This is a genomic window from Streptomyces sp. ISL-1 (assembly GCF_018614585.1).
GTDB lineage: Bacteria > Actinomycetota > Actinomycetes > Streptomycetales > Streptomycetaceae > Streptomyces > Streptomyces maoxianensis.
The window spans coordinates 27,766-49,286 of sequence record NZ_JAGGOI010000004.1 but is presented as its reverse complement, the minus strand read 5'-3'; the positions used below and the strand labels follow the sequence as shown (position 1 = coordinate 49,286).

Annotated in this window: 13 protein-coding genes; 12 read left to right on the top strand and 1 reads right to left on the bottom strand. The window is 71.3% G+C overall.

What is annotated here, in order from left to right:
• The first annotated feature begins 612 nt into the window (after positions 1-612).
• The 4 genes from J7E87_RS02255 (at position 613) to J7E87_RS02240 (ending at position 7,360) form a co-directional block, all read left to right on the top strand.
• Positions 613-1,320, top strand: coding sequence for a type VII secretion system-associated protein (locus J7E87_RS02255; RefSeq protein ID WP_374195128.1), 708 nt, complete (start codon positions 613-615; stop codon positions 1,318-1,320).
• A complete protein-coding gene (locus tag J7E87_RS36055; protein WP_215089277.1) occupies positions 1,317-2,657 on the top strand; it encodes a ricin-type beta-trefoil lectin domain protein in 1,341 nt (446 codons plus the stop codon). The genes J7E87_RS02255 and J7E87_RS36055 overlap by 4 nt, the downstream gene beginning before the upstream one ends.
• 144 nt (positions 2,658-2,801) lie before the next feature.
• Entirely contained in the window at positions 2,802-6,119 is a 3,318-nt protein-coding gene (locus J7E87_RS02245; protein ID WP_215089275.1) for a right-handed parallel beta-helix repeat-containing protein, read from the top strand.
• Complete coding sequence (locus tag J7E87_RS02240; RefSeq protein ID WP_215089273.1) at positions 6,116-7,360, top strand: S8 family serine peptidase; 1,245 nt, start codon at positions 6,116-6,118, stop codon at positions 7,358-7,360. The genes J7E87_RS02245 and J7E87_RS02240 overlap by 4 nt, the downstream gene beginning before the upstream one ends.
• Before the next feature lie 267 nt (positions 7,361-7,627).
• On the opposite strand, the gene eccCa is transcribed toward J7E87_RS02240, so the two are convergent.
• The gene (gene eccCa, locus J7E87_RS02235) at positions 7,628-11,665 is read right to left on the bottom strand and encodes a type VII secretion protein EccCa (protein WP_215089272.1); all 4,038 of its coding nucleotides are present in this window, start codon (positions 11,663-11,665) and stop codon (positions 7,628-7,630) included.
• Positions 11,666-12,120: 455 nt separating this feature from the next.
• Between eccCa and eccD the strand changes: the two genes are divergently transcribed.
• The 8 genes from eccD (at position 12,121) to J7E87_RS02195 (ending at position 21,516) form a co-directional block, all read left to right on the top strand.
• Positions 12,121-13,527 carry a type VII secretion integral membrane protein EccD gene (gene eccD, locus J7E87_RS02230; RefSeq protein WP_215089270.1) on the top strand — a complete coding sequence of 469 codons (1,407 nt, stop codon included), beginning with the start codon at positions 12,121-12,123 and terminating at the stop codon, positions 13,525-13,527.
• A 45-nt stretch (positions 13,528-13,572) separates the two neighbouring features.
• A complete protein-coding gene (gene eccB, locus J7E87_RS02225; protein WP_215089268.1) occupies positions 13,573-15,198 on the top strand; it encodes a type VII secretion protein EccB in 1,626 nt (541 codons plus the stop codon).
• Between the two features lie 510 nt (positions 15,199-15,708).
• Entirely contained in the window at positions 15,709-16,044 is a 336-nt protein-coding gene (locus J7E87_RS02220; RefSeq protein WP_215089266.1) for a hypothetical protein, read from the top strand.
• 85 nt (positions 16,045-16,129) lie between these two features.
• Positions 16,130-16,438: a WXG100 family type VII secretion target gene (locus J7E87_RS02215; protein ID WP_215089264.1), complete on the top strand. Its 309-nt coding sequence runs from the start codon at positions 16,130-16,132 to the stop codon at positions 16,436-16,438.
• Positions 16,439-16,771: 333 nt separating this feature from the next.
• On the top strand, positions 16,772-17,239 hold the full coding sequence (locus tag J7E87_RS02210) for a type VII secretion system-associated protein (RefSeq protein WP_215089262.1): 468 nt from the start codon (positions 16,772-16,774) through the stop codon (positions 17,237-17,239).
• Between the two features lie 128 nt (positions 17,240-17,367).
• A complete protein-coding gene (locus J7E87_RS02205; protein WP_215089260.1) occupies positions 17,368-20,544 on the top strand; it encodes an AAWKG family protein in 3,177 nt (1,058 codons plus the stop codon).
• 142 nt (positions 20,545-20,686) lie between these two features.
• Entirely contained in the window at positions 20,687-21,142 is a 456-nt protein-coding gene (locus J7E87_RS02200) for a YbaB/EbfC family nucleoid-associated protein (RefSeq protein ID WP_215089258.1), read from the top strand.
• 2 nt (positions 21,143-21,144) lie between these two features.
• Positions 21,145-21,516, top strand: a complete 372-nt coding sequence (locus J7E87_RS02195; RefSeq protein ID WP_108153179.1) for a hypothetical protein — start codon at positions 21,145-21,147, stop codon at positions 21,514-21,516.
• The last annotated feature ends 5 nt before the right edge of the window (positions 21,517-21,521 follow it).

The following is a 21,521-nucleotide window of genomic DNA, read 5'->3' as shown; positions in this document are numbered from 1 at the left end:
GGCGGGCTTTGGGCAAGTGCCGCGTCGAGTGAGCCGGTTCGGCTCTCGGTCCTGGTCGTCGAGTTCCGCGTGACCCTCCGCGGCGGCGGCCGCGGACCGGTCCGAGCCTTTCCGGGCTGCGAACCGTTCCGAGCCGCGAAGTCCTCCCGTACAGCCCTGGCTTGGACGTCCGGGCGGAAGACATGTGTACGTCGACGGGTCCGATGGCACACCCAACTTAGCCCGTCACAGGGGCGACAGCAGCACCCCTCAGCCCCAACCGCCCCACCGCTTTGTCCACCCACGCCTCACTGGTCCCCAAAAGTTCACCACCCGGGCAGCAAACGGGCACGCGGGCCCCTGATACGGACATGACCCGGTCGCCCACGGGCGGGGCGCGTGTGGCATCCTGTTGGCTCCCCGATCTGATCAACGTCGAGGTGCGCGCATGGCGCGCGGCACCCAAGAATTCGTACGGACCGAAGAGTTCAGGTGAAAATGCGGCCCGGAGAACGGCAAGAGGGCAGGCATGATGCCTTGTCCGTGGTGCCTGACGGCTCCGGCCCGACCGCCGCTTCCGAGCGAGTCGTTGCCGACGTCACCGAGACCACCGAATTCGCGGACACGCCCGAGATACCCGAGGCCGTACGGGCCGCCGCCCGCCGGGCGCCGGGGCACTGGATCGGCGTGGTCGACCCGGAGTGGACCGAGGAGCGGACGCCGCCGGAGTGGGCGGTGCTGGGGGAGTGGCAGTCGGACGAGGACGGGGGCGTGGGGGACTACCGCGCCAACCCGGCGTACCGGCCCTCGGCCCGGGTGCTCGGCTGGCCGGAGCCCAGCGACCCGGTGGACGCGGCGGCGCAGCGTGCCGCCACCGGTTACGGCTCGGTGGACGAGGCGCTCGCGGCGCTCGCGGAGGCGGAGATCACAGTGGTGCGCGGGCCGGACGGCGGGCCGCTCACGGCCACCGGCCTGGACGGGGCACCGGTGGTGCTGTTGTTCACCTCGCCGGTACACGAGTTCATGTCCGCGGCACTTCGACATGACACGCTTCCCGCACGCGAGTTGGCCCGTTCACTGAGTGATTCGGGCACCCGGTTGCTGGCGAACGCCGGAGCCGCGGCCCCCTTGCTCGTCCCGGCGGACAGTCTTCTCGATCCCGTACGTGTGCCGGGTGCCGAGGGGGCGCCCGCAGCAGAGGCCGTGACGGTGGAGAGCTCCGGCGGCCTCGCCGGCTCGGCGGACCGTACAGGCTCGGCGGACGGTACCGGCCCTGCGGCCGCGGCCCGGACCGACAGCTCTCCTGAACCCTGGCCCCACACCACAGGGAGGACCACGTGACACGTTCGGCCCCACAACCCCCCATCTCCCCGCGTGCCGAGCCCGGTTCCGACGGCGAGGAGACGGCCGCGACCGCAGCCGTCGCCGAGCCCGCACCCGCACCCAAGACCGAGCCCAACTCTGAGCCCGCGGAGGCGAAGAGCGGAGCCGAGGCCGGTACGAAACTTGCCGCGGCCGAGGAGACGGCCGCACAGGGCAGCACCACAGAGCCCGAAGGCGGCGCCAGCTCCGAGACCGGCACCAACTCCGATACCGGCACCAACTCCGATACCGGCACCAACTCCGAGACCGGCACCAACTCCGATACCGGCACCAACTCCGAGACCGGCACCAACTCCGATACCGGCACCAACTCCGATACCGGCACCAGCTCCGAGAGCCGGGCCAGCTCCGAGACCGGCACCAGCTCCGAGAGCGGGGCGGCCTCCGGCAGTCAGTCCGAAGCCGAAGGCGACCCCGGTGCCGCCGCGGCCGCCAAGAGCCGGCTGCCGGCGTTCGTACGGACCATGACCGTGACCGCGATCGACCGGCCGCAGCAGCAGGCCGGACCGGTGGGGCGGCCGGGTAAGGCGGTGCTGGCCGGGGCCGCGGTCGCGGGGGCGCTGCTCGTGTCGGTGCCGTTCATGATGCTCGGCGGGAACGACGACAAGGACCGCAGGGGGCCGGCGTCGGAGGGAACAGTGCTCGGCGGGAACGCGCAGGACGCACCGGGCGAGTTCGCTGCGACCACGCCCGACACCGGTTCCTCCGGCGACGGCAAGAAGGACCCCGACCAGCAGGGCAAGCAGAAGGAGCCGGTGAAAGAGGCTTCCGCGTCCGCCCCGGTGAAGGGCGGGGACAAGGGCGAGGGCCGGCCGAAGGACGCCGGTGAGAAGGTCCAGCCGGAGAGCGGCGGGAAGGAGTCCGACGGCCGCAAGGACCAGCCCGCGAAGGACGGTTCGGGTGTGACTCTCAGTGCCCCCGTCTCCCTGCGTAGTCACCTCTCGGGCCGTTGCATCGACGTACCGGGCGGCGACTTCAGCGACGGCAAGCAGCTGTTCGTGTGGGACTGCAACAACGGCCCCGCGCAGAAGTGGCAGTTCGCCTCCGACGGCACCGTCCGCATCAAGGGCATGTGCCTGGACGTGGCCAACGCGAACTACAACGACGGCACCCCCATCCAGATCGCCTGGTGCAGTGGCAACGCCGCCCAGAAGTTCGTCCTGAACGCCAGCCACGACCTGGTCAACACCGTTGTCGGCAAGTGCGTCGACATCAAGGACAACAACCGGGGCAGCGGGGCCTTGCTGCAGCTGTGGAGCTGCGCGGGGACCGACAACCAGAAGTGGAGCGTCTGACAGGACGCCCGCAGACCGAGAACACCGCTCTCGGCACTCGCCCGCCCCCAGGGCGAGGCATGATGGCACCGTCGGCTCGCCGACACGCGCCCCCGCACGAGGGGGCGCCCACTGCAGACGCCCCCGTGGCAAGGAGGTTGGTGCGTGTCGCGCCAGGTACTGACCGTCGGTCCGGGGGACCGGGACCGCTACCGGACGATCGGTGAGGCACTCGCGGCCGCCCGTGCCGGCGCACTCATCAGCGTCCGGCCCGGGACATACGCGGAGAACCTGGTGATCAATACCAGGGTCACTCTCACCGCCGCCGAAGGGCGGGGGACGGTGGAGATCCGCCCTCGCTCGGGCAGCGTGATCGCGCTGCGCGCCGACGCCGTGATGCTCTCCGAACTGACTCTGCGTGGCGGCGACGCCGAACTGCCGGCCGTGGACGTGCGGCGCGGGCAGGCCGCCCTCGACGGCTGTGAGGTCGTCGGCGCCGCCTGGACCGCGATGCTGGCCGGCGGAACGGGTTCACTCGCGCTGCGGGAGTGCCGGGTGAGCAACCCGCAGGGCGCGGGCATCGTGGTCACCTCGACCACGCCAACCACCGTGGAGTCCTGCACCTTCGAACACCTGGGCACCAGCGGCCTGGTCATCGCGGAGCAGGGCGAGGCACGCATCCGCGGTTGCACGGTCCGCGACGCCCGCGGCAACGGCCTGCTCGCCAACGGCGAGGCCCGCGGCACCGTCGAGGACTGCGACATCTCCTCCACCGACAAACCCTCCATCGCCCTGGAGCAGAACTGCTCCCTCTCGGTGGTCCGCACCGTGGTGCACGACACCAGCACCGGCGTGCACCTGAGCAGCGGGGGCCGTACGACGCTGGAGGACGTCCGCGTCACCGGAGCGTCCGGGAACGGCATCACACTGGCCCAGGGCACCGACCCGGTACTGCGCCGCTGCCGCGTCTCGCGTACGCGCGGCCACGGCGTGCTCGTCACCGACCGGGCGCGCGGCACCTTCGAGGACTGCTGGGTGGACGGCGCGCAGGGCGCGGCGCTGCGGGTCGCGGGAGCCGCCTCCCCGGCCCTGACCGGCCTGACGGTCCGCGACTGCGACCAGACCGGGCTGCTCCTGGAGGAGGACTCGGCGCCGGAGCTGGACCACCTCGAGGTGATCGGCGGCTCGCCCGCGATCGCGGTGCGCGACGGTGCCAACCCGCTGCTGCGACGGGCCCGGCTGGTGGAACCCTCCGGTGACGGCATCTCAACCGCCAAGGACGCCCGCGGCCGCGTAGAGGACTGCGAGATCGTCCGGCCGAAGGGCGCGGGTGTACGCGTCGCCTCCGGCAGCACCCTCTACCTGGCCGGTGGCGGAGTCTCCGACACGGCCACCAGCGGTCTGGTCGTGGAGGACGGCGGCAACGTCACCGTCCGCGACTTCCGCGTCGAGATATCCGGCGAGGAGGGTGTGGTCGTCGCCACGGGCGGCGAGCTGACCGCCAACCGCACCGCGGTGCACGCCCCCAAGGGCCACGGTTTCCTCCTCCGCGAGGGCGCGCTCGCCTCGCTCAGCGGCTGCGAGGTCTCCGGCGGCGCCCAGGACGGCTTCCGGGTGGAGTCCACCGCGCCGGTGTCCCTGGTGAACTGCCTCGCCCGGGAGAACGAGGGCGGCGGCCTGGTGCAGACCGAGCCCGGCGACCGGCTGGCCGTTGAGGGCCTGAACAGCACCGGCAACGGCAAGCGGGATGCGTGGGGCAGCGGCAGCGCCGAGAACACCGACCCGGCCGGCTCCGGCGCCGCGGACGCGCCCCCGCCGGACCGCGCGGACGGCCCGCTCGGCGCCCTGAACGCGCTGATCGGCCTGGAGAACGTCAAGCAGCAGGTGCGCACCCTGGTCAACCTGACGCAGCTCGCCCAGCGCCGCGAACAACTCGGCATGTCGGCCCCGCCGATGAGCCGGCACCTGATCTTCGCCGGTCCGCCCGGCACCGGTAAGACCACCGTCGCCCGCCTGTACGGGGCGATCCTCGCCGAACTGGGTTCGCTGCGCAGCGGGCACCTGGTGGAGGTCTCCCGAGCCGACCTGGTCGCGCAGGTCGTCGGCGGTACCGCGATCAAGACCACCGAGACCTTCCAACGGGCGCTCGGCGGTGTGCTGTTCATCGACGAGGCGTACACGCTCGCCTCGGACAGCGGCAACGGCGGCGCCGACTTCGGCCGTGAGGCGGTGGACACCCTGCTGAAGCTGATGGAGGACCACCGCGACGACGTGGTGGTGGTCGCGGCCGGCTACTCCCGCGAGATGGAGTCCTTCCTCGGCTCCAACCCCGGCTTGGCTTCCCGCTTTTCGCGGACCGTCGAGTTCGAGAACTACTCGGTGCCCGAACTGGTCGCGATCATGGAGAACATGTGCGCCCAGCACCAGTACGAGCTGGGCGAGGGCACCGCGGCGGCGCTGGCCGCGCACTTCGAGGCGATGCCTCGGGACAGCGGCTTCGGCAACGGCCGTGCCGCACGCGGGGTGTTCGAGGAGATGGTGGACAGACAGGCGGTCAGGCTCGCCACCCTGCAGCAGGTCGGTGAGCACGACCTGCGGCTGCTGCTGCCGGAGGACGTCTCCGCCACCGCCGGCGCGTTGGCCGCCGAGACCGCGGCCCCGGCCGACGACCCGCTGACCCGCCTCGGCGACATGATCGGCCTGGCCGAGGTGAAGCGCGAGGTCGCGGACTTGGTCAACCTCATCACCACCGCCCGCCACCGTGCCGCCGCCGGGCTGCCGGTGCCCTCCCTCAGCAACCACCTGGTCTTCACCGGCCCGCCCGGTACGGGCAAGACCACCGTCGCCCGCCTCTACGGGGAGATCCTGACCCAGCTCGGCATCCTCGACCGGGGCCAGCTGATCGAGGCGGCCCGCGCCGACCTGGTCGGCCGCTACATCGGCCACACCGCCCAGCTGACCCGCGAGGTCTTCGAACGGGCCCGCGGCGGCGTGCTGTTCATCGACGAGGCGTACACCCTCACCCCGCGCGGCGGCGGCGCCGACTTCGGCCAGGAGGCCGTGGACACCCTGCTGAAGCTGATGGAGGACCACCGCGACGAGGTGGTCGTCATCGTCGCCGGCTACACGGACGAGATGGAGCGCTTCCTCGCCTCCAACCCGGGCCTGTCCTCCCGCTTCCCGCGCCGGATCTCCTTCGCGGACTACTCCTCCGAGGAACTGGTCACCATCGTGCGGGCCCAGGCCTCGAGCATGGGCTACGAGTGCGGAGCCGGCACCGGCCCGCTGCTCAAGGAGTACTTCGACTCGCTGCCCCGGGACCGCTCCTTCGGCAACGCCCGCCTGGCCCGTCAGGTGGTCGAGTCGATGGTCACCCGCCAGGCGGGGCGGCTCAGTTCACTGGCCACACCCACTCTGGACGACCTGCGCATCCTGCTCCCCGAGGACGTCGTGTCCGAGGCACCGAAGGCGGCTCCCCGATGACGATGCCCGCCCGCGGGGTGGCCCGCCTGCTGTCCGGCACCGGACTCGCCGCCGCGCTGCTGCTGCCCACGGCCGTCCCGGCCCAGGCGGCACCCCCGTCGCGCCTGCCGGCGGCCGACGGGAAAAAGGGCCAGGAACTGCCCGGCATGCCCTCCGCGCTCGATCCGGACGCGGATGCGGTCACCTGCACCCCCGCGTCCCGCGAGAAGGCGAAGAAGCAGGACTGGTCGCGCCAGCGCCTCGACCTGGACCGGCTGCACCAGTACAGCACCGGCGCGGGCGTGACCGTCGCGCTGATCGACACCGGTGTCGTCCCGGGCGCCGCCGGGCTCAGCGGCAAGGTCACCGCCGAGGGCACGGCCGGCGACGACTGCGTCGGCCACGGAACCTTCATGGCCGGGCTGATCGCCGGGACCGGCGACGGCGGCTCGCGTCTGACCGGTGTCGCCCCGGGCGCGAAGATCCTGGCCCTGCGCGGTACCGACCAGCGCGGTCAGGCGAGCGCCGACCTCGTCACGCAGGCGCTGCGCGAGGCGACCGAGGCCGGAGCCGACGTCATCGCCGTCGCGGCGGCCCTGCCGCGTCGTGACGCGGAACTGACCCGTGCGGTCGCCGACGCCCGCCGTGAGGGCGCGCTGGTGGTCGCCGCGGCCACCCCGGACCCGCCCCGGGGCGGCACCGACGAAATCCCGTCGCGCACCTACTGGCCGGCCGCTGAACCCGGGGTCCTCTCGGTCGCCGACATGCTTCCCGGCGGTGTCCGCCCAAACAACTCCCTGGCCACCAGCGGCATCGACCTGGCCGCCCCCGGCGCCGGGGTGGTCTCCGGCGGCCCGCGCGGCGACGGCCACTACCTCGGTGCCGGCGCCTCGGTGGCCACCGCCTACGCCGCAGGGGCCGCCGCGGCAGTCCGCGCCGTCCGGCCCGACGACTCGCCCGACGCCGTCGCGCGCCGTCTCACCGCCACCGCCTACCCCGCCGACATCCCCCAGCTGGACCCGTACGCCGCCGTGACCACGGTCCTCGGCAACTCGGGTACGGCTGCCGGCGCCGAGCGCGCCGCGGACCCCGTGGCCGTCCGCGACACCTCGGCCGCCGACCGCGCCACCGACCGAGCCACGCTTTTCGTCCTCCTCGGCACCGCAGGCGTCCTCGCCATCCTGTGGGGGGCCTTCGCCCTCCCCAGGGCCCGCGCCCGGGGCTGGCGTCCGGCGGGAGCGGGCGGCACGGACAAGGACTGAACGGAGCTGCGGGTGGGGTGCCCCTTGGCGCCCCACCCGCAGGCCCGTACGGCCGGCCCCGGCAACTCGCCGGTGCCGGCCGTACGTTGTTCCCGACCAGTTCCCGACCAGTTGCCGACGCCGAAACGCCGGCTCGAGAACTCGCCGGTCACCCATCGGTCGCGGCCGTCCACCAGCGCCGTACAACCGGCCCGGAACCGGCAGCGGGGGCCGCCTCAAGTGGCCCCCGCTACCGGTTCCGTACGTACCCTTCGCGCTCGTGGTCCCTCAGTCCGCCTGGCCCTGGGGCTCCTCCGCCAGTGCCGTCTGCATCAGCTTCGCCCGGCGACGGGCGATGTGCAGCGCTCGGCCCGGAGGGAGGTTCCGGGGCTTCGCGTTGCCGAAGAGACGGCCCTCCGTGGGCGGGCAGGAGAGGAGGACGGCGGGGTTGTTGGCCTCGTCGAGGCGGCGGATGAGCCCGTCGCTGAGGCCGCGGCCGGCGCCCATGGCACTGCGGGCGACCACCAGGTGCAGGCCCATCTCGAAGCCGAGCGTCAGGTACTCGAAGAGCGGCTCCATGGGGCTCTGGAACGAGCTGCCGGAGACCATGTCGTAGTCGTCGATCAGGATGAACAGACGCGGGCCGGTCCACCAGTCGCACTTGCGCATGCGGCTGGGGGCGATGTCGGCGCCGGGGACGCGGGTCTTCATCGCCCTGGCCGCGCCCTCGATGGTCTCCTTGAGGTTGTCCAGGGAGATCACGTGCCCGATGCGGTACTCCTCGGGGACGGTGTCCACCAGGGTGCGGCGGTAGTCCACCACGATGATCTTCGCCTCGGCGGGGGAGTAGCGGGCGGTGATGCCCGCGGTGATGCCGCGCAGCAGGTTGGTCTTGCCGCTCTCGGTGTCGCCGACCACGATCAGGTGCGGGGTGCGGCTGAAGTCGTGCCAGACCGGTTCCAGGGCGTCCTGGTCGATACCGAGAGGCAGGCGCATGCCGCCGCCCTCGGTGGACTCGGGCGCGGGGAGTTCGGCGAGCGGGAGCCGGTGCGGCAGCATCCGCACCTGCGGGGCCGGTGCGCCGGACCAGTGCCGGGCGACCTCGGTGACCAGGTGGGCGACGCCCTCGCCGAGGTCCTCGAGGGAACCGCTGCCGTCCAGCCGGGGCAGGCCGGCGAGGAAGTGCATCTTGCTGTCGGCGGTGATGCCGCGACCGCCGCTGCGCGGCACCGAGCGGGCCTTGCGGGTGTCGATCTCGGAGTCCATCGGGTCACCCATCCGCAGTTCCAGGCGGGTGGCGGACTGGTCGCGCACCTGCGCGGACATCTCCACCCAGCGGGTCGTGGTGATGAGCAGGTGGATGCCGTAGTTGAGGCCGCGGGCGGCCAGTTCGTTGAACTTCGGGATCAGGTCGTCGTAGTCCTGGCGGACCGTCGACCAGCCGTCGACCACCATGAACACATCACCGAACGGCTCGTCGGGGAACTCCCCGGCTGCCCTGCGGCGGCGGTAGGAGTGCATGGAGTCGATGGTGTGGTCCACGAAGAACTGCTCGCGCCGGGCGAGCAGCGTCATCACCTCGGCGACCGCCCGGTGCACCCGCTCCGGGTTGAGCCGCGCCGCGACGCCGCCCACGTGCGGCAGCGCGGCGAGCTGCGAGAGGCCGCCGCCGCCGAAGTCCAGGCAGTAGAACTGGATCTCGGCGGGGGTGTGGGTGAGGGCGAGGGCGCCGATCAGGGTGCGGGTGAGCGTGGACTTGCCGCTCTGCGAACCGCCCGCGATGGCGACGTGGCCGCCTGCCCCGGACAGGTCCACGATCAGCGGGTCGCGGCGCTGCTCGAAGGGCTTGTCCACCAGGCCGACCGGAACCCGCAACTTGCCGGTGCCGGACCAGCCGGTAGCGGTGAGGCCGCGCTCGGGGTCCGGAGCGATGCCGGGCAGCAGGGCGTCCAGCGGGGACGGTTCGTCCAGCGGAGGCAGCCACACCTGGTGGGCGGCGGGGCCCGAGTCGCGCAGCCGGTCGAGGGCCACGGCGAGCAGCGTCTCCTCGTCCTCCTCGCTCTCCTCGGTCTCCGGCTCCGGTTCGGGCGCCGGCTCCAGCGTGCGCGGCACCACCCAGCCGCTGGTCCACGGCACCACCTGGCTGGCCACCCGTGCCTGCACCACCGCGCCGGTGCGACGCCGGTAGGTGCCGGAGGAGTAGGCCGCCCGGAAGCGGGTCAGTGACTCCACACCGGACTTCAGATAGCCGCTGCCGGGCTGGGCCGGGAGCTCATAGGCGTCCGGCACACCGAGCACGCCGCGGCTCTCCATGGCGGAGAAGGTGCGCAGGCCGACCCGGTACGACAGGTGGCTCTCCAACTGGTGCATGCGGCCCTCGTCCAGGCGCTGCGAGGCGAGCAGCAGGTGCACCCCGAGGGAGCGGCCGAGGCGGCCGATCATCACGAACAGGTCCATGAACTCCCGGTGCGTGGAGAGGAGCTCGCTGAACTCGTCGACCACCACGAACAGGCTCGGCAGCGGGGTGAGGTCGGCCCCCGCGGCGCGGGCCCGCTCGTACTCCAGGGCGGAGGTGTAGTTGCCGGCCGAGCGCAACAGCTCCTGGCGGCGCATGAGCTCGCCGTGCAGGGCATCCTGCATGCGTTCCACCAGCGCCACTTCGTCGGCCAGGTTGGTGATGACGGCGGAGGTGTGCGGGAGTTCCTCCAGGCCCAGGAAGGTGGCGCCGCCCTTGAAGTCGACCAGGACGAAGTTGAGGGTCTCGGAGGAGTTGGTCAGCGCGAGGCCGAGGACGAGGGTGCGCAGGAGCTCGCTCTTGCCGGAACCGGTGGCGCCGATGAGCATGCCGTGGGGGCCCATGCCGCCCTGCGCGGACTCCTTGATGTCGAGTTCCACCGGGCGGCCGTCCACACCGACCGCGACCGGAACCCGCAGCCGCGCGGCGCCGGTGTGCCGGGCGAAGAGCGTGGCCGGGTCGTGCCGGTGCAGGTCGGGGATGCCGAGCAGGGTGGTCAGTTCGACGTCGCTGTCCAGCGGCTGCGCGATGTCGGTGCCCAGACTGATCCGGCGGGAGGTGAGCAGCCGGGCCAGCGACTCCGCGGCGAGCAGGCCGAGCCGGTCCGGGCGGCCGAGCGGCACGGAACGCTCCTTGCGGCTGCGGTCGGTGCGCACCAGGCTCACCCGGTCGGGACCGACGGTCAGCCGCAGCGTGTTGCGGCCGGGCCGCCAGCGCAGCGCCCCGGAGACGTCGAGGACCACGGCGTTGCGGTAGCCGTGCCCCTCCCAGCGATGGCCCTCGGGGACGGTGACGCCGTCCAGGACGACGACGGTGTAGGGCTCGTCACGAGCGGGGCGGGCATCCGCGTCGAAGCCGGGACGCTCGGCGAACTCGGCGCCGAGCAGGTCGTCCAGCTCGGTGAGGTCGGCGGTGATCCGGCGGACCTGACCCGCGCCGTCCTCCTCGTGCGGGTGCAGCGCGTGCGGCAGCCACTTGACCCACTCCCAGTCGGGCCGCCGCTCGTCACTGACACAGACCGCGATCCACAGCTCCTCGGGCGCGTGGAACACCGCGAGCTGGCCGAGCGCGGCGCGCACGAGAGCGCGTACGGCGTCGGTCGGGTCCTCCACCGGGGCGCCGCCCTCGGCCCGGGCCCCGCCGGTCTCCCCGGTCGGCGGGACGACCGGCTCGGCGGTCGCCCGGCCCGGAGTCTCCTCGGGGCGCAGCAGGATCCGGGCCGAGGAGCGCAGATAGAGGCCGAGGGGCTGTTCCGGGACGGTGGAGTAGGCGCGGATGAAGCGGCGCAGGGCGTGGGCGCAGAGCGGTTCGAGGTCCTCCACCGGTCGGGTGGAGACCGGTTGCAGGGTGAGCGCGAGCTGCTGCTCGCCGACCGCGAGTCGGGCCTCGCCGAAGTCCTCGTCGGTCGGACGGCGCTCCCACAGCCGCGAGGTGCGGGCCAGCGAGCGCAGCGCGGCGGGGTCCGGGTGGCGCCAGGCGAGCGCACGCTGCTGCTCCACGATCGTGGCACGGACCCGCTTGCGGGTCTGCGCCAGATAGCGGAGGTAGTCGCGGCGTTCGCCCTTCAGGCGCTGCTTGCGCTCGCTGGAGCGGCGCATCAGCTGCCCCAGCAGCATGGCACCGGCGGAGAGCGCCATGACGCCCATCGCCAGATACATGAAGACGCCGTTCCCGCCGCCGGGGCGCAGGAACATCAGCATCATGGACACCGACATCAGCGCCATCGGCAAATAGGTCCATATCGCCGAGGTGTCGGGCGCGGTCTCGGCGAGGACCGGTGGCTCCTGAAGGGTCAATTGACCCTCGGGCATCTCCGGTCCGCGTCTGCGGGCCGGCCGGCGAAACAGCACCACACTCAAGGAACAGAACCTCCGGTTTCACTGCCTTTTTGGCCCGCACCGAATACCGGCACGCCCGGTAGCGGGAAAGACCGCACCGAGCTGATTCTCCGGGTGCCGCATGACGCGGTGAACGCCGGGGTGAATGTTTCGAGCGGATAGCGGGGACGGTCAACTCCCGTGAAGGACAACTCCATACCGGACAATGAGTCCGGTCCGCAGCACGATCCGGCGGGCGTAGGCAGTAGTCTGCATTCACGGAACGCGACCTGTCCACGTGGGAGAGGCGGTCGCTGGCCGCGCGGACACAATTCCCCAGCCCGGTACCCCCCGTTCCTGGCCGCGCCGGCCTTCCGTACTCTTCGCAGGTCCCCTCTCCCGGGGAAGTCCTCCTGTCAAAGCCCCCACGGAAGACGAGAGTTCAGCTGATGACCGACAGTGCGGTGGCCGAGCTGTGCCGCCTGACCGTACGTGCGCCGAGCGTCTCCGTCGATCTGGCCGTGCCCGCCGATGTGCCGGTCGCCGATCTCCTGCCGACGCTGCTCCGTTATGTGGGCGAGGAAGCCGAGGAGGCCGGTCTCGACCATGCCGGCTGGGTGCTCCAGCAACTCGGCGGCGCCCCGCTCGACGAGGAGACCACCCTCGCCCACGCCGGGTTCGCCGACGGCGCCGTGCTCTACCTGCGCCCGCACACCGAGGCGCTGCCCGAGGCCCGGCTCGACGACCTGGTGGACGGGATAGCCGACACCGCGGGCCGGAAGCTGCACACCTGGCACCCCGAAGCGGCCCGCGGACTCCTGGTGGGCACCGTGGTGGCGACCGTGGCGGCCGCCCTCGCGCTGGTGCTCTGGCCCGGGGCGACCGGCTCCGAATCCACCCAGGTCGCCTTCGCGGCCGTGACCGGGCTGCTGCTGCTCGCGGGGGCGGGCTCGGCCAGCCGCGCGGTCGGCGACCGCCTCTCCGCAACCGCGCTCGCCCTGCTCGTCGCGCCCTGCCTGGCGCTGGCCGGCTGGCTGCTGCCGGGCGGAGACCTGACCGGCCCCGACGCGGCACAGGTCGCGGGCGCACGGCTCCTCGCGGCAGGCGCGGCCGGAGCGGGCGGCGCGGTCCTCGCGCTCGCCGCCACCGCGGTCGGCGCCCCGGCCCTCTTCGCCACCGCGCTGGTCTCGGTGGCGACCGCGATCGCCGGGGCCCTGATGGGCTACACCGGCCTGGACGTACCGGCCTCGGTGGCGCTGGTGGCGACCGTGGTCGCCCTCGCCGCCGGAGCGGTGGCACCGTTCGCCTTCAAACTGGCCGGGATGCGCCTGCCCGCGCTGCCGTCCTCCGCAAGCCAGCTCCAGGAGGGCATCGAGCCCTACGCGGGCGACGAGGTCGCCGAGCGCACCGAACTGGCCGGGCGCTGGGTCACCGCGCTCTTCGCCGCCACCGGCATCATCGCCGCGGCCGCCCTGGTCGTCCTCACCGACCACCCGAACCTGCCCGAGGTGCTGACCTCCGTCGGGCTGAGCCTGCTGCTGCTCCTGCACTGCCGCGGCCTGGTGCACATCGGGCAGCGGCTGACCCTGGCCGTACCCGGCGTCTGGGGGCTGCTGCTGCTCGCCCGCTCCTGGGCGGTGGACGACCACGGCGACGGACGCGTACTGGTCTTCGCGGTGCTGCTCGCCGCCGCGGCCGCACTCGTGATCGCCGCCTGGACGGTGCCCGGCCGCCGGGTGCTGCCGTACTGGGGCCGCGCGGCGGAACTGGCGCACACCGGCTTCGCGGTGGCGCTGCTGCCGCTCGCCCTCTGGGCGGCGGGGCTCTTCGGCTGGCTGCGCGGCCTGTTCGGCTGAGCACACCCCTATGCCGCGGCATGGAGAAGGAGTTGAGGAGAGGCCGTGCAGTCCAAACGAGACCAGGTACACGCCCACACGTTCATGATGGGCAGGCTCAGCTCGAGCCTGCTGATGGCCGACCCGGACGCCCCGGAGAGCCCGCTCGGGCGCACCACCCGGGGCGTGGTCTTCGGCGTACTGGTCACCGTCCTGATCGGCGCGGGCGCCACCGTCTACGGCCTGCTGCGCCCCGGCGGGAACGACGGCTGGCGCGACGGCAAGCACCTGGTGGTCAACCGTGACACCGGCGCCCGATATCTGTGGACCGGCACCGACGGCGTACTGCACCCCGTGCGCAACTACGCCTCGGCGAAGCTGATCGGCGGCTCCGACCTGGCGACCGCGGACGTCCGTACGCCCTCGCTGCAGGGCGTCCCGGTGGGCGCCCCGGTCGGTATCCCCGGCGCCCCGGACGTCGTGCCCGGGGCCGGCCAACTCGACGACGGCGCCTGGCACATGTGCGTCACCGGTCCTGACGGGGCGCTGCCCACCACCTCCGGCGTCGTGACGGCCAGCGGGGTGGACAAGCCGGGCGCCACCACCGTGGCGGCCGGGATGCCCCTGGACTCCCGCGGCATCGGCCGCGACCGCGGTGTGCTGGTACGCGGCCCGGACGACACCGAGTACCTCGTGTGGCGGGGCAGTAGGCTGCCGCTGGACCGTGCCTCCGACGCCCGCAACGCCCTCGGTTACGGCTCCCAGCAGCCGATGCGGGTCTCGGCGGCCTTCCTCGACGCGCTGGCACCCGGCCCCGCCCTGAAGCCGCCCGCGGTGGCGGGGCGCGGCGAGGAGGGCCCCGAACTCGGTGGTGAGGCCAGCCGGATCGGCCAGCTTTTCAAGGTCAGCGTGCCCGGCGGCGGCAGTACCTACCACCTGCTGCGCAAGGACGGCCTGGTGCCGCTGACCCGGCTCGGCGCCGCCCTGGTGCTGGGCGACCCGGCCACCCAGAAGGACGCCTACCAGGGGCAGTCGCCCGAGGTGCGCACGGTCGGCGCGGACGCGCTGCGCGAGCACCGGGCGAAGGATGCGGGCTCCGCCGGATCCGCGGAGCTGCCGGACGCGCCGCCGCTCCCGCAGTCCGCGGAGCGCGGCACCGCGCTCTGCGCGCAGGTGGACGGCGACAACGGCGGCGTGCGGATCAGGTCGGTGCTGGTCCCGCTGACCCAGCTCGCCCCGGTCGCGGTGTCGGAGGGCACGGCCCAGCCGCTGAAGCCGGCCTGTGTCCCGACGGACGCCACGGTGGTACGGCCGGGGCACGGCGCTCTGGTCCGGGCCCTGCACGCGAGCGGTGCCGCGCACGCCGGAACCACCTATCTGGTGGCGGAGAACGGCGTGAAGTACCGCGTCTCCGCCAAGGAATCGCTGGCAGCACTCGGGTACGAGGCCGCGGACATCGGCTCGGTCCCGGCACCGCTGCTGGCGGCCTTCCCCACCGGCGCGGACCTCGACGCGACCGCCGCGGCCGGCGCCACCGAACCCAAGGTGACGGCTCCCGAGTGCGGCGCCGCCGATCGGTCGGAGCAGCCCGGGAAGACCGAAGAAGCGGACAAGGCGGGCGAGGCGGACGAGGTGGATGAGGCGGACGAGGCAGGCAAGGTGGGCGCAGCGGGCGCCGCTTCACAGAGCTGACACCACGCACCGATTGCGGCAAGGAACACCTACGGCGCCGAGGGAAAAGAAAAGAAAAGGACGCGCGGAGGGAAACGTCAGGCCGAACTCGGCGCAGATGGCGCGAAGTCGCCGAGTCGGAGGGTTGTCGAGTTGTCGCGGTGCCGCATACAAAGGCGAAACCTCAGGAGAAGCTCAAGTAATTCGGCCCGGCGGTACCCGGGGAACTCCGCGGGTGCGCGCGCATTGCCGGGTGCGGTCCTTCCCGATGACCGTTCGGTCTCTTCGTGTGCCCGTTTTTCGCCCGTTCGGGGGTCGACCTGCGGACGGTCACGTCCTGCGTGCCCGTCGTTCGGGCGTACCTGTTCATCCTGCTGCAACGTTCGCACAACTCCGTTGCCATACAGGCGAGTTCTTCCGAACCGGCCGTTTCTCACATTCTCCCTGCACGCGTTGCGCGGAACCCTGTTTTCTCTTTAGCCTCAGCGGGCAACGGTGCGACGAGACGCGCCTGAACGAAGGGAGCGTGACATGGCGGACAGTGCCGCGAGGAAAGCGGATTATGCCAAGGGCTTGGGGGGCGTCTCCTCTCTGGAGTCGGCCCGGAACCAGGTCGAGAAGATCCAGGACAACGTTGCCCAGATCGCCGCGCGTTCGGGCGTCGGTGGCGACGAGGGCCAGGCCCTGCTGAAGCTCTTCCGTAGCTGGAACACCGAGGCACAGAAGGTCGTCGTCCAGATCAGCACGATGATCGACGCGCTCCAGGAGAACGTGACCTCCGCCAACCGCCTGGCGAAGGAGAACCAGGACCTGACCGAGGTCCTCAACAGCAAGACCAGCCAGGGCGTCTTCGAAGCACTGCGCTGAACCACCCGCGGTACCGGCCCTCTTAGACAGGGCCGGACTTCGTGAGCTTCCCGGGCCCGGCGCCCGGCCTTCGAGAGGAGACGTCATGGCCGACGGCATCATCGACGTGCAATACCCCAAGGTTCAGCAGGCCATCGAGGAGTTGATGGAACAGACCCAGGGGATCATCACGACCCTCAACAACCTGGAGGACGAGCTGAAGCCGCTCGTCACCTCCTGGGAGGGTGCGGACCAGGAGAAGTACCGTGAGGTCCAGGCGGAGTGGGACAATGCCACCAAGAACATGGCGCGACTGCTCGGCGACAACGGCGAGCTGATCCGGTCCATCCACGACAACCACTCCCGTGACGAGCGCAAGAGCGCCGACAACTGGGGCAATGTGCGGGCCCGTTAGGGCCTGGGCCCCCGGGCCCGGCCGGGGCTTTCCCCTCGTCCGTCCCGAGGGGCGGGACCCGGCGTCGCGTGCGTGAGGTCGAAGGCGCCGAACCGTCCGCATGGCAGCCCCATGCGGACGGTTGCGGCAAGTTGAGGCAACAGGCCGCGCCCCTGCTCCAGGACTCCGGGAACAACGTGTCGGACGCCGCCGAGCAGGCGAGAGTTTCCCGACAGAGACCCGGTAGGCCGACCCCGCACGCAGGCCCGCCGATCCGTCCCTCGTCCGTACGCCACATGCCCACCGGGTCATCCCGTATCCCCGTCCGGCAACCAAGCAGCAGGAGATCGTCCCATGGCCGGTGAGAAGGCCGACGTCAAGCATTTCGACCTCAAGCAGATGGAGAACTTCCGGGACAACGAGGTACAGCCGGTCTACACCGCCGCGAAGAAGCACCGCGAGGACGGCGACGGGTCCACCATCCGCCCGCTCGGCCAACTCGTCGACGGGCACACCACCGCGGAGAACCTCGACCAGGACAAACAGCTCCTGCGCATCGGCAAGATGGTCACCGAGCCCCTGGTCTCGGGACCGAAGCTGATCGAGGGCGTGCGCGCCGCGGCCGAGTCCATCGACAAGCTGCTCGGTGACCAGATGGAGCTCTTCAAGGAACTGAAGGAGGCGCTCACGGACACCATCGAGGAGGCGAACAAGACCAAGGACAAGAACCTCGGGGCGATCGACGCGCAGACGCTGCTGCAGACCTTCGAAGAGGTCGACACGCTCACCGCCGGCACCACCGGCGAACCGGAAGACGACTGAGTCAGAGCCTCGCGCGCCGGCAGAGGCCACGGCCGCTCGGCGCGCCCCTGTGAGAGACACACGCCTGCCCATCCGTACGAAGACGCGGTGCGCCGGCACGGACGACAACCGACCAGAAAGGGCGCCCGGTGGCCGATCGGTACGATCCCAACTCCGTCGCCAATCTCGACAAGTTCGACAACGCCGGCGACCCGTCGAGCGACACCTGGGCCACCCTGGTCACCCACATCACCGGCTATCCGGTGCCGGACAGGAACACCGTCTTCGACACGCTCCGATCCGATCACGGCGGCAAGCTCTTCCGGATGGACATCAAGGAGCGCAGCCTCAGCGTGCTCGTCAAGGACTCCGGCTTCCTGACGAACAAGGGCGAGGACTACGACATCTGGTTCTTCGACAGCGGCAAGAAGCGGTCGATCATGCAGGCCCGGATCGTCTTCGAGGGCCGCGTGAAGGCCGGCGAGGAGATCATCTTCGCCGGCCCGGGTTCCGACAACGTCCACGACGCCCAGGTCCGTGAGGGCAACGAGTTCACGGACTACAACAAGGACAAGATGAGCACCATCCCGCTCGCACGGTACATGAACGGGCCGCGGGCGGCGCTCCTCGCCCTGCTGCGAGGCAGCAGCCACGACGCCCGGTTCAGCAACCTGGGCGTGGCCGGGGGCGACTCGGTGGACCTGAACTCCTTCAACACCACCGGGGACTCCTTCGACTTCGCCGCCAAGTTCTTCAGGGACCACGCGACGGTGCTGAAGGACTGGGAGGACCGTTTCGGCCGGGACGACGCGAGCTGGAAGGGCGAAGCGGCGGAGGTCTTCCGCAGCCTGATCAAGAAGATCCGCGAGAACTACGACAATTACGTCGAGACCTTCGACTCCTCGGTCGGCACCGGCGACGAGACGGGCACCGGCAACACGGTGTACTCACGCGCCCTCTCGCTGGGCCGCAAGTACCTGGAGGACTCCGCCACGAAGCTGCTCGACGCGTGGCTGACCTGGGCGAAGTCCTCGTACTACGACCCGCACCAGGTGCTGCGCTACGTTCTGGACGACCTCGCCCAGTGGGTGGACTCGAACAACGTCGCCAAGACGGACATCACGTCGACCACCAACCGCTACACCACGACCGTCAGGCACAGCCCGCAGGGCGGCTTCTCGCAGGTGCACCCGGAGTACGGCGACCTGACCGACATCGCCAACTGGGCGAAGGTCGGCGACAAGGCCGTCAAGATCTGGAGCCAGGGCGTCGACGAGTACCTGGGCAAGCCCGCCGCCCAGGTGCAGTCGGACCTGAACAACCACTTCATCGACCTCGGCAAGGACTTCTCGGAGAACGTACCCAAGCCGAAGTCCACCAGCACGGCCTCGGAGGAGTACGAGGAGAAGAAGCTGAAGGAGGAGCAGGAGGAGATCAACAGGCAGAACGAGGAGAACCGCAAGTACCAGGATGAACTCCGCGCGGAGCAGGAGCGGCAGCGCGAGGAGGACCGCAAGTACCAGGAGGAACTCCGCGAGGAGCAGAACCGGCAGCGGGAGGAGGACAAGAAGTATCAGGACGAGTTGCGCGAGGAGCAGAACCGGCAGCGCGAGGAGGACAAGAAGTACCAGGACGAACTGCGCGAGGAGCAGAAGCGCGAGCAGGAGGAGGCCAAGCGCGAGGCCGAGGTGCAGGCCAAGGCCATGCAGGAGAGCCTCGGCGGCCTCAACGATCCCAACGCGGTCACCACACAGAACCTCGATGGCCTCGACGACCTGCTGAACCAGAACACCCCGGTCACCGAGAGCCCGGGCGACATCGGCGACCTGAACAGCCGGCTCGGTGACGGCCAGGGGGTCCAGACCGACACGCCGATCACCACGCCCCTTGGCAACCTCGGCGGGTTGAACGCCGGGGGCGGCGCCCCGCTCAAGACTCCGACCGGCGGGACCACCCAGGCCGACGGCGGCAAGCTCACCACCGACTTCCCGGACGGCAGCAGCACCTCCTTCGATCCGGACAGCGGGCTGCTCACCACGACCTCCCCGGACGGCACCGTCACCACGCAGGACCTGGGCGACGGCCTCAAGGTGACGAACTCGGACGGCTCGGTGACGTCCCTCGGTGACGACGGCAAGCTGACCACCACCTTCCCGGACGGCACCACCCAGACTGTCGACCCCTCGACCGGCCAGGCGATCACCACCGATCCGGACGGCACCACCACCACCGAGAACCTCGGCGACCTGGGCAATCTCAACGGCCAGAACAGGCTCGGTGACCTGAACGATCTGGGTGATCTGGGCGACATCAACTCCGACATCACCACCGAGACGATCGGCGACCTGGGCGACCTCAACAGCGACCGTTCCGGCCTGGAGACCCCAACCGGCGGGAGCACCGAGCTCGACGACAGCGGCGACTTCACCACCACGTTCGCGGACGGCAGCAAATCCACGTTCGACCCGGACAGCGGGTTGCTCACCACCACCGACGCGGACGGCACGACCACGACCACCGACCTCACCCACGGGGCGAAGGTGACCAACTCGGACGGCTCCAGCACCATCCTGGACAACGGCCAGTTGACTACCACCTTCCCGGACGGCAGCACCCAGGTCATCGACCCGGACACCGGTATCGCCACCATCACCGACGCGCAGGGCAACACCGAGACGGTCGACCTGCACGACCTCAACTCGTCGGGCCGCAACGACAGTTCGAGCATCCTCGACGGCCTCGGGGACCTCAACGGGATCGGCGGCGGCGACGGCACCACCTCCCGCGACGTGCCCCTTTCCGAACTGGGCCTCAGCGGCGGCGTGAGTACCGGGGGCTCCGGCGGCGGCCTCTCCGGGGCGGACTCCCCGTCGTCCTCGGACGGTTTCAGCGCGGCGGGAGTCGCACCCCTCTCGGACAGCACGGCCACCCCGCTCAGTCCGGCCGCCACCGCGGCCGCCGCGGCCGGCACCCCTGGCGCCCCCGGAACGCCCGGCAGCCCCGGCATGCCGATGGGCGGCGGCATGGGCGGCATGGGCGCGGGCGGCGACAAGGGCAACGGCGAGCGGGTGCGTGCCGTCCTGGTCGACGCGGCGGAGGAGAGTGAGCGCCGCAACCGCCGTCGGCGCAGTCCGTGGAACCGTCAGGAGGACAGTGACACCTTCCTGACCCCGGCCGCCCGGGTGACGACCACCGGTGGCGGCGACTCCCCCGAGGAGGAGGCGCAGCCGGGCCGCAGGTCCACCAGTTCCGCCGACTATCTGGAGGAGGACGAGGACGTGTGGGGCACCGAGGAGGGCGGCACCCCGGCCGTCATCGGGCGGTGACCAGGGTGCTGGTCCGGCGTGACCACCGGGGAGAGACCAATCCCACCCGGCCCCGGCTTCCCCAACCGAGCCCTCACCAGGCAAGATCAGCGGGGAAGTTGACGGACCTACGGAGAGACCGACGGAGAAGGGCGGAGCGGGCGTGACGGAACCGCTGGAGAAGCGTCTGGAGAAGGCGATGGCCGAACTCCAGGCGGCCCAGGAGGCGGTCGCGCGCACCGAGCGCGAGCTGCGTCAGGCGTCGTTCGCGGTGCTCTCCTCCGACCGCGCGGTCCGCGCCAGCGTGGGCCCGCAGGGTGAGCTGACCGGGATCGAGTTCCTGGAGAACAAGTACCGCGACATGTCCCCCCAGGAGCTGGCCGCCAGCGTCCTGGAGGCGGCGAACGCGGCACGCGTGAAGATGAACCGGCATGTGATGAAGGCGATGGCGCCCTTCGCCGAGCCCAGCAGCAATGTGCCGGAGCTGAAGGGCTTCGAGCTGGACTGGGAGCGGATCTTCGGCCCCGAGGTCCTGCGCGACGACCACGAGGACAAGGAGCGCGGCGGCCAGGCCGCCCCCGCCTGGCGGGACGCGCTCGGCGAGGACGGGGAGGACTGACGATGGGGCAGCGGTACTACGTCGACCCGCAGCGCATCGAGGCTCTGGCGGGACAGCTGGAAGAGATCGGCACCCTGGCCAGAAGCATGACCGAGGAGTTCCTCGACGAGCTGGCTCCGACGGTCAGATGGCCCGGTACGGAGGGCGAGTTCGCCGAGAAGGCCAAGCCGCAGGAGCAGAAGGAGCGGCAGACCACCAAGGACACCATGATGTCCATCCGTGACGCGCTGGTGGGGATCACCGACGCCACGGTCAGCCAGGTCCGGCTGATGAAGAACACCCGTGACGCCAACATCGAGGACATCGAGCAGAACAACAGAGAGATCGACACCCATGGGCTCGACGGCGGCCCGGGCGGGCATGGCCGCCGCTGACCTCC